Below are 12,748 nucleotides of genomic sequence, written 5' to 3' on the forward strand. Positions count from 1 at the left end.
GTCAGGAGTTGTACGTGCTTTGCGCCCGCTCCAGTCCGTCGATGACGAGGCCCTCCACGGCATCCGCCGCCCGGTCCACGAAGTAGTCGAGCTCCTTGCGCTCGCTCGACGAGAAGTCCTTCAGCACGAAGTCGGCGACCTGCATCCGCCCCGGCGGCCGCCCGATCCCGAACCGCACCCGGTGATAGTCCGCCCCGAACGCCTTCGTCATCGACTTCAACCCGTTGTGGCCGTTGTCCCCGCCGCCCAGCTTCAGCCGCAACGTCCCGTAATCGATGTCCAACTCATCATGAATCGCCACCACATGCGCCACCGGCACCTTGTAGAAGTCCCGCAGCGCGTTCACCGGCCCGCCCGACAGATTCATGTACGACATCGGCTTCGCCAGAATCACCCGACGGTTCGCCGGCCCGGGCGGACCGATCCGCCCCTCGATCGCCTGCGCCTGCGCCTTCCCCGCCCGCTTGAACCTCCCCCCGACGCGATCCGCCAGCAGATCGGCCACCATGAAACCCACGTTGTGCCGGTTCCCCGCATACTCCGGCCCCGGATTGCCCAGCCCCACGATCAGCCAGGGAGCGGCGGCATCGGTCGTCACGTCCATGTCTCCTTCATACGCGTCGGCCGCTGCTCCGCACCGGAACAGCGGCCGACGAAACGACGACGAAGAGGATCAGGCCTCAGCGGCCTCTTCGCCCTCGGCGCCTTCACCCTCAGCGGCCTCCTCGGCCTGCGCGGCCAGGACCTGAAGGACGACGGTGTCCTCCTCGACGGCCAGCGTCGTGCCCTTGGGCAGCGTGATGTCCTTGGCGAGGATCGAGTCACCGGCGGACAGACCCTCGATGGAGACCGTCACGGACTCCGGGATGTGCGTGGCCTCGGCCTCGACCGGCAGCGCGTTCAGCACGTGCTCGAGCAGGAAGCCGCCCGGGGCCAGCTCACCCTCGGTGTGGACGTAGATGTCGACGTTGACCTGCTCGCCACGCTTCACCAGCAGCAGGTCGACGTGCTCCAGGAAGCCCTTCAGCGGGTCACGCTGCACGGCCTTCGGAATCGCCAGTTCCTTGGTCTTGCCGTCGATGTCCAGCGCGATCAGGACGTTCGGCGTACGCAGCGCCATCAGCAGGTCGTGGCCCGGCAGGGTCACGTGCAGCGGGTCCGAACCGTGCCCGTACAGGACACCCGGAACCTTGGACTCACGACGGATACGGCGCGCGGCACCCTTGCCGAACTCGGTGCGCGTCGCGGCGGAGATCTTCACCTCGGACATAATCACTCCTCGAAATCAGGTACGGACGTGGTCACCCGGCCACGAACGGCCTGCTACGAAGAGCGCGTCGATAACGGAGCACCGATCCCACAACGGGAAACGGCCTCCCTCGCCGAGCAACTGCAGCAGTCTACTCGGCAGGGGAGGCCGCACCCAAAACGATCTAGAGGAGCTCCCGGAGAGCCCTCACTGCTCGTCGAACAGGCTCGTCACCGAACCGTCCTCGAACACCTCACGCACCGCGCTCGCGATCGTCGGCGCGATCGACAGCACCGAGATCTTGTCCAGATCCCGGCTCAGCTCACCCGGCGTCGGCAGCGTGTCCGTGAACACGAACTCGCTCACCCGCGAGTTCTTCAGACGGTCCGCCGCCGGACCCGACAGCACACCGTGCGTCGCCGTCACGATCACATCCTCCGCACCGTGCGCGAACAGCGCGTCGGCAGCGGCACAGATCGTCCCACCGGTGTCGATCATGTCGTCCACCAGGACACACACGCGGCCCTTCACCTCACCCACGACCTCGTGGACGGTGACCTGGTTCGCGACATCCTTGTCCCGCCGCTTGTGCACGATCGCCAGCGGCGCGCCCAGCCGGTCGCACCAGCGGTCCGCGACCCGCACCCGGCCCGCGTCCGGGGAGACGACCGTCAGCTTCTCCCGGTCCACCTTCCGGCCCACGTAGTCCGCCAGCAGCGGCAGCGCGAACAGGTGGTCCACCGGACCGTCGAAGAAGCCCTGGATCTGGTCCGTGTGCAGATCGACGGTGAGAATGCGGTCCGCACCCGCCGTCTTCATCATGTCCGCGATCAGACGCGCCGAGATCGGTTCACGTCCGCGGTGCTTCTTGTCCTGCCGCGCGTAACCGTAGAACGGCACGATGACCGTGATGGACCGGGCCGACGCCCGCTTCAACGCGTCGATCATGATCAACTGCTCCATGATCCACTTGTTGATCGGAGCCGTGTGGCTCTGGATCAGGAAGCAGTCGGCGCCACGCGCCGACTCCTGATAACGCACATAGATCTCACCGTTGGCGAAGTCGAAGGCCTTCGTCGGGACAACCCCGACACCCAGCTGGTGGGCGACCTCCTCGGCAAGCTCGGGGTGGGCGCGGCCGGAGAAGAACATCAACTTCTTCTCGCCGGTCGTCTTGATCCCGGTCACAGCACTGTCTCCTCAGAGGTGTCGCAGCTGGGGTTTCGATCTGGGGTCGAGGGACCTCTCAGCGGGCTCGCGAGAGGACGTCTCAACTGGTGGGGGTGCGGGTGTGCACTTATCACCGTACGCCGAGTTTGAGGCACCGGTTTCCGGTCAGCCCTCGTCGGCCGACTCCCGGGAAGCCGCCTCCGCCGCCTTCGCGGCCGCGCTCCCCGGACGCTTACGAGCCACCCAACCCTCGATATTCCGCTGCTGACCACGGGCCACAGCCAGCGAACCGGGCGGCACATCCTTCGTGATCACGGACCCGGCGGCGGTGTACGCGCCGTCCCCCACCGTGACAGGCGCCACAAACATGTTGTCCGAGCCCGTACGGCAGTGAGAGCCGATGTTCGTGTGGTGCTTCTCCTGGCCGTCGTAGTTCACGAACACACTCGCGGCGCCGATGTTCGACTGCTCACCGATCGTCGCGTCACCCACGTAGGAGAGGTGAGGCACCTTCGTCCCCTCCCCGATCGTGGCGTTCTTCGTCTCGACGTACGTCCCGATCTTGCCCTTGGCGCCCAGCCGGGTCCCCGGACGCAGATACGCGTACGGCCCCACCGACGCGGCCGCACCCACCTCCGCGCCCACCGCCACGGTGTTGTCCACACGCGCGCCCGCCCCGACCCGGGTGTCGGTCAGCCGGGAGTTGGGCCCGACCTCCGCGCCCTCGCTGAGATGCGTCGCGCCGTGCAGCTGGGTGCCCGGGTGGACGACGGCGTCCTGCTCGAAGGTGACGGTGACGTCGACCCAGGTCGTCGCCGGGTCGATGACCGTGACACCGGCGAGCATGGCCTCGGTGAGGAGCCGGTCGTTGAGGATGCGGCGGGCCTCGGAGAGCTGCACGCGGTTGTTGATGCCGGCGATCTCCCGGTGATCGCCGGCCACGGAGGCCCCGACCCGGTGCCCGGCCTCGCGCAGGATGCCGAGCACGTCGGTGAGGTACTCCTCGCCCTGGCTGTTGTCCGTGCGCACCTTCTTCAGGGCGTCGGCGAGCAGCTGGCCGTCGAACGCGAACACACCCGAGTTGATCTCACGGATCGACCGCTGGGCGTCCGTGGCGTCCTTGTGCTCCACGATCGCGGTCACGGCGCCGGTGTCGTCGCGGACGATCCGGCCGTAGCCGGTCGCGTCCGGCACCTCGGCGGTCAGCACGGTCACCGCGTTGCCGTCGGCGGAGTGGGTGGCGGCGAGGGCGTCGAGGGTCGCGCCGGTGAGCAGGGGAGTGTCCCCGCACACGACGACGACGGTCCCGTCGACGGATCCGCCGAGCGCTTCGAGTCCCATCCGTACGGCGTGCCCGGTGCCGTTCTGCTCCGCCTGTACGGCGGTGCGGACGGCGGGGGCGATCTCGCCCAGGTGGGCGGTGACCTTCTCACGGGCGTGGCCGACCACGACGACCAGGTTCTCGGGGTGCAGCTCGCCCGCGGCGGCGAGCACATGCCCGACGAGACTGCGGCCGCAGAGCTCGTGTAGGACCTTGGGTGTGGCCGACTTCATACGGGTGCCCTCACCCGCTGCGAGAACGACGACGGCTGCCGGGCGGTTGGCGCTCACGGGATGCCCTTCGGCTGTGGATGGGGTGGGGTTTCATCCGCAGGATACCGGGGGGTTTTGTGGGGGGTGGGGGTGTGGGGTCGGGCCGCCGTTTCACCAGCCAGGACCCGAACCGAGTAGGTGCTCCCCTGCCAGGACTCGAACCTGGAACAAATCATCCAAAGTGACCCGTGTTGCCAATTACACCACAGGGGATCATTAATCCGGCTAATCGGACATCTCGCCGATCGGCTGGGCGGCTCCCAACACTATGCCGTACCAAGAGCCTTCGATGCGACGGTACAGGTCGGCGCTCTGCCGGACTTTGATCACGAGGCACCCCCGATATGAGGCGCCGGTGTTCTTGCGGACCGTCTTGGGGTTGTGCCGTTTGAGGGTCGTCCTGTTGAACGCGGAGCGGTCGGCGCCGGCGAGGTCGGCCCAGTACCGCTCGGCCCCTGCCACGTCGGCGGACTCGTGGATCATCACGGTGAACCTGAGCCGCTCCCGGTCCACTCCGAGCAGGTCGAGCCAGGCCAGGAACACTCCGATCATGCCGGGGTCGCTGTTGACGAAGCAGACGTTCTCGCGGCGGTCGTAGGGCTTGTCCTTGCTGCCCTCCGCCCAGTACAGACCGACGCCCAGCAGGAACAGTTCTCGTGGGGACAGTGCGCCGACCGCCTGCTTGGCTGCCTCCTTGGTGCGCTGTCGCTCCTGGTCGCGCAAGCGCATGGTGGCCTCCCAGCCTCGCCTCGCGATCGCTGATGCCTCCTCGGTCGAGCGCTTGCGCTCAGGCTTCGGCAGGTCCCGTACCCACAGCGAGATCGAACTCTTCGAGCACCCCAGCTCCACCTGGATCCGGTCGTACGTCCAGCCCTGGAGTCGGAGTTCCCTGGCCTTCTCCTTCAGGTCGTCCTTGGCGTTCGGGCGCTTCGTCCAGGCCGGGGCCGGTTCGCCTTCCAGGAGGCGGTTGAGGAGGTCGTTGTTGTCGACGTGGAGGCGGTCGCGGATCTGGCGGCGGCTGAGGCCCGCGCGGCGCAGCGCCACTGCCTGCTCCCGCAGTCCCTCGAAGTCGGCGTATTTGCCGTTGGCATGTGTCATACGCATACCGTCCGGGCGGAATGGCGGCTTCCAGGGTCGAACGGTGAGCGATTCAGCAGTTCGGGGGATATCGGGCCGTATCGCGGCTGAACGGTCACGGAGTGTGGTGTAGGCCAGTCCGGGAAACTCACCGGAAAAGCGGCGGCGGGCGCCTTTAGGGTGGAGGGCATGACCGCTACGGGGGAAGACCATGTGACGGCCCGGGGAGGGCCGTGGTGGTGGGCCAGGCGGCGCAGTGCCGTGTTCGATGTGAGCCTGGCCGTGGCGTCCGCACTGGAGTGTGGGTTCGAGGGCATTCCGTTCGCCAGGGACGCCGGGATCCCGGTGGCCGCGGGGGTGGTGTTCGGGCTGCTGGCCGGTTCCGTGCTGCTCGTGCGGCGCCGGTGGCCGATCGCGGTGGTCCTGGTGTCGATCGCCATCACGCCCGCCGAGATGGGCTTCCTGATGGGCGTCGTCGGCCTGTACACGCTGGCCGCGTCCGAGCTGCCCCGGCGGATCCTCGCCTCGCTGGCGGGGATGTCGCTGCTGGGGACGCTCATCGTGACGTTCGTGAAGACCCGGCAGGACATGTCGCGCGGGGACCTGGACATCGGGGACTGGTTCGTGCCCTTCGCGGCCATCACGATGTCGGTGGGGTTCACGGCGCCGCCCGTGCTGCTCGGGTTGTATGTGGGGGCCCGGCGGCGGCTGATGGAGAGCCTGCGGGAGCGTGCGGACGATCTGGAGCGGGAGCTGCAGCTGCTCGCCGAGCGGGCGGAGGAGCGGGCCGAGTGGGCCCGAAACGAGGAGCGGACCAGGATCGCCCGGGAGATGCACGACGTGGTCGCGCACCGGGTGAGTCTGATGGTGGTGCATGCCGCGGCGCTGCAGGCGGTGGCGCGGAAGGATCCCGAGAAGGCGGTGCGGAACGCCGCGCTCGTGGGGGACATGGGGCGGCAGGCGCTGACCGAGTTGCGGGAGATGCTCGGGGTGCTGCGCAGTGGTGGGGGCGAGCGGCGGGAGAGGGCCGAGTCGATGCCGCTGGCGGCGGTGGGGGCGGCTGCGGCTGCGGCTGCTTCGCGGGCCGTCGACGACGAGGGGCCGTGTCTGGCGGAGATCGAGGAGCTGGTCGGGCAGTCGGCCGCCGCGGGGATGGTGGTGGATCTGTCCGTGGAGGGGGACCAGCGGTCGTATGCGCCGGAGGTCGAGCAGACGGCGTATCGCGTGGTGCAGGAGGCGTTGACGAACGTCCACAAGCACGCGGCCGGGGCGAAGACCTATGTGCGGCTGGCGCATCGGGTGTCGGAGATCGCGATGCAGGTGGAGAACGAGCCGGCCGAGGAGGCGGCGTCGTCGGCGCGGTTGCCGTCCGGGGGGAACGGGCTGGTGGGGATGAAGGAGCGGGTCTCCGCGTTGGGCGGGGTGTTCGTGTCGGGGCCTACGGACGCGGGGGGTTTCCGGGTGTCGGCGGTGATTCCGGCGTCGTAGGGCCCGTCGCCGCGGGGGCGGGCGTCAGCTCGCTGTGAGGCGGGTCGGTTCCGTGCCGGCGATGAGGGTGGACAGGGCCTGGTCGATGTCCTGGCCGAGGTACCAGTCGCCGGTGTGGTCGAGGGTGTAGACGCGGCCGTCGGTGTCGATGGCGACGAGGGACCGGCTGTCGGTCTCGGCGCCGAGGGGGCAGACCTCGGTGCCGAGGGCGCGGCCGAGGTCGCCGAGGGTGCGGGCCATGTGGAGGCCGTGCAGCGGGTCGAGGTGCAGGGTGGCGGGGGCGACCTGGCGGCCGGGGCCCGTGGGGGTGATGTGGAGTCCGCCGAATTCGGCCCAGGCCTCGACGGCGGCGGGGAAGACGGTGTGCCGGTGGCCCGCGGGTGAGGCGTGGTCGCGGAGGGCGTCGGCCCAGTACTCGGCCTGCTTGATGTCCCAGCGTCCGGGTTGCCAGCCGGCGGCGCGCAGGGCGGCGTCGACGGGTACGGCGAAGCGGGTGGAGGAGGTGCGGTCGGTGTGCATCTGCGCTTCGTCTCGTCGGGGTCGTGGGAGTTGTGGGAGTGGGGGTGGGGGTGGGGGTGTCGGGGCGGGCGTCAGTCGTTCTGGGTGGCCGGGTCGACTATGCGGACCCCGAAGTGGGCGCTGAGGGCGGTGCAGGCGCGGCAGGGGGTGGCGAAGGTGCCGTGGAGGGGGTCGCCGTCCTCGCGGATGTGGCGGGCGGTGAGTTTGGCCTGCTTGAGGGCTTTGCGGGCCTCGCCGTTGGTCATGGGTTTTCGTGCGGCGCGTTTGCTGCGTGTGGTGTCGGCGGCGGCGATGTGCCGGGAGATGAGGATGGTCTCGGCGCAGCGGCCGGTGAAGCGGTCGCGCTGGGCGCTGGTGAGGGTGTCGAGGAAGTCCTGGACGAGGGGGTGCAGGGCGGGGGGTGTGTCGCCGCGGACGGCGGTGCCGGTGAGGGTGGCGCCGCGGACGGAGAGGGCGGCGGCGACGGTGGGGAGGATGCCGTCGCGGCGGTGGTGGAGGACGGGGGCGTGGGCCGCTTCGGTGGCGCTCCAGCCGATGCGGGGATCGCCGCTGCGGGGGTCGCCGGCCCGTGGGTCGACGTGGTGCGGATCGGTGCCTCTTGGGTCGCCGTACTGCGGGTCGCCGTGCCGCGGGTCGCCGTGCCGGGGGTCGCCGTTTCTTGGGTCGGCGGACCTGCCGGTGTGTGGTCCCGTCTGCGTCGCGTTCATGATCGTCTACCCCTCCGTGCATCCCCCCGGGGGTCACAGACTGCCAAATGCCGTGGCTGGTGCGGAAGCTGGGGCGCGGCGACACGCCCGTTCCGGGGTGTGCCGTCACGGTGGGGTGACGGCTGGTCACGGAAGCGGAGGGGGCGCCGACCGGTGCCGGTGACCGGTGTCGTCGTACCGCATAGGCTGTCGGCACCGCGGGCGATGCGGTGATCCGTTCGGAGATCGATGCAGTGAACCGGAGGGTGATCCGCGGGGTCGGCGCGTGCAGGGAAGTGCAGGCAAGCGCAGGGAACTGCAGAGAAGTCGAGACGGACAGTCGAGACAGACAGACGTGACAGTCGATACGGGTCGTAGTGCGCCAAGTGTGGTCAATACGGTTCGTACAGAGTGCCGCAGGGGGCAACCGCCATGACGACAGGTCGGCTCGGGCAGCAAGCCGCGCCGCCGAACGCGGCCTACGCCGGGCAGGTCGTGCATTTCCCGGACCCGGTCCGGGCGGCCCGTCACCCGAGAGGGGTACGGGTCGACGAGCGTGGCTACCCCGACTTCTCGCCCTACGCGCGCGCGATCGCGGAGATCGCGGAGCCGCCGGAGGGGTTCGGTGTCGACGAGTTGCGGCTGACGGACTACGTGTCGGCGAACAGCGCGCTGTCGGCGTCCGGGCACGAGCTGTGGGACACGGTTCCGGCGGTGGCGACGCCGCACGGCTGGACCTGGCACCACGCGGTCGCCTCGCGGCGGCTGGAGCTGGTCCCGGTCGAGGTGAAGGCGCTGCTGCGGCATCACGGCGGCGTGGCCACGTCGGGTGTCGACCACGGCAAGCGGGGCACGCGGCCGCTCCAGGAGACGCGTCCGGCGCACTTCGGGCTGCCGAAGTCGGGTGTGGCCGTGACGGAGTCGCAGGTGCAGGGCGTCGAGGAGGAGCTCGGCTACCGGCTGCCGGGCGCGTACCGGTCGTTCCTGAAGGCGGCGGGCGGCTGCGCGCCGGTGGGTGCCGCGCTCGACGCGGAGCTGGGGCTGCTGGTCGACCAGCCGTTCTTCACGGTGCGGGACGAGGCCGCGGTCAATGACCTGGTGTACGTCAACAAGTGTCTGCGGGACCATCTGACCAAGGACTACCTGGGCGTCTCCTTCGTGCAGGGCGGGCTGCTCGCCGTGAAGGTGAAGGGCGAGCGGATCGGCTCCGTGTGGTTCTGCGCGTACGACGACGCCCGGGACGTGGATCCCTCGACGCCGCCGGCGGAGCGGGTGGAGCGGCTGCTGCTGCCGTGCGGGGACGACTTCGATGTCTTCCTGTCGCGGCTGGCCGGTAATCCGCCGGAGTTGGAGACGGTGGCGAACCTGATGGTGGACGGCGGGTTCGCGCGTGTGGTGCCGGTGGGTGCGGTGCCGTCCTCGGCTGTGGGGGAGTGACTTCGGCGATGGTGACCTTCGCTCAGGCGCAGGAGCGCGCGGAAGAGTGGATCAACGGCGACCTGCCGTCGTACCAGCATCGTGAGGTGCGGGTGCGGGAGTTCGACCTCGGGTTCGTGGTGTGGGCCGAGGACCGCGCGGACGGGCCCCGCTCGGACGGGGGCGCGCAGCGGCTGGTGATCGCGCGGGACAGCGGTGAGGCGACGCTGTGGCCCGGGTTGCCGGTGGGTGAGGTGATCCGCCGGTACGAGGAGGAGTACGGCCGTCCGGACGCGGTGGACGAGCCGGCGCCGGCGCCGCCCGCGCGCGTGGATCTGAACCAGACGTCCTTCCTGCTGACTCCGCCGGAGTGGTTGCAGGACGCGGCGGACAAGCTGGGGATTCCGGATCGGCGGGGGGCCGGGGCTGCCGCTGCTTCTGCTGGTGGTTCCGCTTCCGGGAGTGGCACGTCGTGGCCGGCCGCCGGGGGGAGCGACTCGGACGGGTCCGGTGCTCCGGGCGTTCCGGGTGCTCCCGCGGCTCCGGCCGCGCCTGCCGGGGCGACGCCCTGGGCCGGTACGGACACCAACGGCGATGGCGGTGACGACCGTTCCGTACCGCTGCCCGCGACGGTCTTCGCGCCGCCGCTGAGCGAGGCCGACGACAGCACACCGCCGCCCGCGACGGCATCCGACGCCAAGACGGCGCTGATCTCGGGCGGGAGCCGGCTGCCGCGGACGGCGGTCACGCCGGCGGTGGACGGGCCCCCGGCGCCCCCGGCGGATGCGCCGAACGCGCAGGGCGCCGGGACTCCGGCCGGTCCGGGCTACGGCTACCCGGGTGGGCCGGGTACGCCGCCCCAGGGTGTGCCGGGTACGCCGCCCGGTGGGGTGCCGCAGGGGAGTACGCCTCCGCCCGCGCCGGGTGGGCAGCCGTACGGCTATCCGCAGCCGCCGGCCGGGCCGGGTGCGCCCGAGCGGCCGCTCGCGCCGAACGCCGGGGACATCGCCGACGCCGCGACCAGCAAGGCGACTCCGCCGCCGGGTCGTGGGCGGGGTACGGGTCCGACCACGCCGCCTCCGCCGGGCGCACCGGGTACGCCGGGTGCGCGGCCGGGCGATACGCCTCCGCCGTCGGGGCCCGGTGCGCCGGGGACTCCGGCGGGCGGGTATGTGCCGACGCAGATGGTGTCGGCGCTTGGTCCTGAGGGGCCTGGGGTTCCTCCCGGTGGTCCCGGTGGTCCCGGTGGTCCCGGTGGTTCTTCGGGGGCCGGGGTTCCGACGGGCCCGGGTGCGCCGCTGCCTCCGCAGCAGCCGCCGGGTGCTCCGGGGGCTCCTGGTGCGCCGCAGCCGCCTGGTGCCCCCGGTGGTACGCCCCCGGGTGGTGTCCACCATGCCGCCACGATGTTCGCCGATCCCGGTCGGCCGGGCCCGGGTGCGCCGCAGCCGCCTCAGCCCCCGGGGCCTCCTGGTGCGCCGGGGGCTCCTGGCGCGGCCCAGCCTCCGGGTGCTCCGCATCCTCCGGGTGCTCCGGGTGCTCCGGGTGCTCCCGGTGCTCCCGGTGCTCCCGGTGCTCCCGGCTTCCCGGGTGCGCCCGGGGCCGGTGCGGGGCCCGTGCACCATGCCGAGACCATGCTGGCCTCGCCGCCCCCGGCGGGCGGCCCCGGCGTGCCTCCGCCGCCGCAGGCTCCCGGCGTACCCCCCGGCGCGCCGCCCGCCGCACCGCCGATGCCGCCCGGCGCGATGCCGCCGCCCGGTCAGCCCGTCCCCGGGCCGCCGCCGGCGTACGGCTATCCGCAGCCGCCCGCCGGTCAGCCGACGGTCGGTCCCGGCTACCAGGCCGTGCTGCGCTACCGGGCGCAGGACGGTTCCGAGCAGCAGCTGATCCGGCGTTCGGCGCCGGGTACGCCGCACCCGGAGTGGCAGATCTTCCACGAGCTGCGGGCCATGAACGTGCCCCCGGACCAGGTGCTGGAGCTGCACACCGAGCTGGAGTCGTGCGAGCTGCCGGGCGCGTACTGCGCGCGGATGATCCGGGAGCAGTGGCCGCAGGCGCGGATCACGAGCATCGCCCCGTACGGCACGGACCACGCGAGCCGGCAGCAGGGCATGCGGCAGCTGCTGGCCCACCAGGGCGAGTTGCACCAGGTGGCGGACGGCCCGGCGCGTCCGGCTCCGGTGCGTGCTCCGCTGCCGCCGGTGCAGGCGGCGCCGCCGGTCCCGCCGGAGGCGATCGCGCAGGAGCTGGGGGCCGCGTTCGGGCCGGGCGTGTTCCGGTTCGAGCAGGCCGCCGTGTCCCGCCAGGGGGTGCCGCCGGTCGTGGCGCACACGCTGGTGGCGGCCGGTCTGCCGATGGACATGGGCCCGTTCTTCTGGGCGCAGGCGCAGCCGGGCCGCCCCGTTCCGACGCTGGCGGAGCTGGCGGCCGAGCGCGGTGTGCAGCCGGCCTCGGACGCGGGGTCCTACCTGGTGATGGGCAGCGACTTCGGCAAGGCGATCTGCGTGCAGTACGGCACGGCCAACATCGTCGCCGTGCCGGTGGAGGCGGGGCCGGGCGGGGCGCCGGTGCCGCCGCAGTTCGTGAACACCGGGCTGCCGGAGTTCGCGCGCTGTCTGGCGCTGCTCGGGCGGATGTGGCGGCTGCGGTTCGGGCTGAACCAGGAGCAGGCGGGCCGCTGGACCGTCGACTTCCAGGCCCAGCTGGCCGCGCTCGACCCGGCGGCACTGGGGTCGCCGGAGAGCTGGTGGTCGGTGCTGCTGGAGCAGATGTGGGACGGACTGCTGTGACACCTCGCCGCCGCTGACGTGCGGTGACAGAAGCCGGGCCCGGTCGTGAGACGGGGCCCGGCTTCTTCGTGCCGGGTTCATGCCGGGTTCGTGTCGGGCCGGCTGTCACATCTCCTCGTGCCGCTTCGTCAGTGCAGTGACAGCGACGCACCGCCGACACAGGAGGCAGAGATCATGCAGGCACGGATGACGAACCCGGCGTACGTCCTTCCCGGCGCGATGAAGGGCATCGGCACCCTCTTCCAGGCGATCGGGGAGAGTGGTCTGGGGCAGGAGCTGGCGGAGATGGTCGGGCTGCGCACCAGCCAGATCAACGGCTGTGGCGCCTGTGTGCACGGGCACACCGTCAACCTCCGCAAGGCCGGGGTGAGCGAGGAGCGGATCAGCGCCGTCGCGGCCTGGCGGCACGCCCCCTTCTTCTCGGACGCCGAGCGTGCGGCGCTGAAGCTGACGGAGGCGGTCACGCGGCTCGCGGACCTCTCGCAGGAGTCGGTTCCGGACGCCCTGTGGGACGAGGTGGCCGACCACTTCGACGAGAGGGAACTCTCCGCGCTGATTCTCACCGTCTCGCTCACGAACATGTTCAACCGCATCAACACGACCATCCAGGAGCCCGTCGGCACCACGTGGGGCTGACGGCCGTACGGTCCGGTCTTGGGCCCGTGACCTCTGTGCGGAGTGTCGCGTTATGAACACTTCTGCCTGATCCACCAAGATGTGCGCGAAATCATCCCGTTTCTTGTGCGGCTTCGCGTCGGTGAGGT

Annotated in this window: 11 protein-coding genes and 1 tRNA gene; 4 read left to right on the plus strand and 8 right to left on the minus strand. The window is 71.1% G+C overall.

Translation table 11 applies throughout. From position 1 onward, the window contains the following. Position 1 precedes the first annotated feature (1 nt). From pth to ACZ6I3_RS22800, 6 genes are all read right to left on the minus strand, one after another. Entirely contained in the window at positions 2–604 is a 603-nt protein-coding gene (gene pth, locus ACZ6I3_RS22775; protein ID WP_469416867.1) for an aminoacyl-tRNA hydrolase, read from the minus strand. A 69-nt stretch (positions 605–673) separates the two neighbouring features. Next, a complete protein-coding gene (locus ACZ6I3_RS22780) occupies positions 674–1,270 on the minus strand; it encodes a 50S ribosomal protein L25/general stress protein Ctc (RefSeq protein WP_469416868.1) in 597 nt (198 codons plus the stop codon). 186 nt (positions 1,271–1,456) lie between these two features. After that, on the minus strand, positions 1,457–2,437 hold the full coding sequence (locus tag ACZ6I3_RS22785; RefSeq protein WP_399018115.1) for a ribose-phosphate diphosphokinase: 981 nt from the start codon (positions 2,435–2,437) through the stop codon (positions 1,457–1,459). Positions 2,438–2,584: 147 nt separating this feature from the next. Next, positions 2,585–4,030 (minus strand): bifunctional UDP-N-acetylglucosamine diphosphorylase/glucosamine-1-phosphate N-acetyltransferase GlmU, encoded by a 1,446-nt coding sequence (gene glmU / locus ACZ6I3_RS22790; RefSeq protein WP_469416870.1) that lies wholly within the window; start codon positions 4,028–4,030, stop codon positions 2,585–2,587. Between the two features lie 123 nt (positions 4,031–4,153). Continuing rightward, positions 4,154–4,225: transfer RNA gene (locus ACZ6I3_RS22795), tRNA-Gln, on the minus strand. A gap of 12 nt (positions 4,226–4,237) precedes the next feature. Beyond that, positions 4,238–5,110: a hypothetical protein gene (locus tag ACZ6I3_RS22800; RefSeq protein WP_469416872.1), complete on the minus strand. Its 873-nt coding sequence runs from the start codon at positions 5,108–5,110 to the stop codon at positions 4,238–4,240. Positions 5,111–5,278: 168 nt separating this feature from the next. On the opposite strand from ACZ6I3_RS22800, the gene ACZ6I3_RS22805 reads away from it, so the two are divergent. Further along, positions 5,279–6,577, plus strand: a complete 1,299-nt coding sequence (locus tag ACZ6I3_RS22805) for a sensor histidine kinase (RefSeq protein ID WP_469416873.1) — start codon at positions 5,279–5,281, stop codon at positions 6,575–6,577. 24 nt (positions 6,578–6,601) lie between these two features. Here the strand turns inward: ACZ6I3_RS22805 and ACZ6I3_RS22810 are convergent, their stop codons facing one another. Both ACZ6I3_RS22810 and ACZ6I3_RS22815 read right to left on the minus strand, forming a co-directional pair. After that, a complete protein-coding gene (locus ACZ6I3_RS22810) occupies positions 6,602–7,096 on the minus strand; it encodes an SUKH-3 domain-containing protein (RefSeq protein WP_469416874.1) in 495 nt (164 codons plus the stop codon). Between the two features lie 71 nt (positions 7,097–7,167). After that, entirely contained in the window at positions 7,168–7,803 is a 636-nt protein-coding gene (locus ACZ6I3_RS22815; RefSeq protein WP_469416876.1) for a YwqJ-related putative deaminase, read from the minus strand. Positions 7,804–8,214: 411 nt separating this feature from the next. On the opposite strand from ACZ6I3_RS22815, the gene ACZ6I3_RS22820 reads away from it, so the two are divergent. From ACZ6I3_RS22820 to ACZ6I3_RS22830, 3 genes are all read left to right on the plus strand, one after another. Beyond that, on the plus strand, positions 8,215–9,219 hold the full coding sequence (locus ACZ6I3_RS22820; protein WP_469416878.1) for an SMI1/KNR4 family protein: 1,005 nt from the start codon (positions 8,215–8,217) through the stop codon (positions 9,217–9,219). A gap of 8 nt (positions 9,220–9,227) precedes the next feature. Further along, positions 9,228–11,984 (plus strand): SUKH-4 family immunity protein, encoded by a 2,757-nt coding sequence (locus tag ACZ6I3_RS22825; RefSeq protein ID WP_469416880.1) that lies wholly within the window; start codon positions 9,228–9,230, stop codon positions 11,982–11,984. Between the two features lie 174 nt (positions 11,985–12,158). Next, positions 12,159–12,620 (plus strand): carboxymuconolactone decarboxylase family protein, encoded by a 462-nt coding sequence (locus tag ACZ6I3_RS22830; protein WP_469416882.1) that lies wholly within the window; start codon positions 12,159–12,161, stop codon positions 12,618–12,620. The last annotated feature ends 128 nt before the right edge of the window (positions 12,621–12,748 follow it).

Source organism: Streptomyces sp. NPDC041940 (assembly GCF_055589465.1).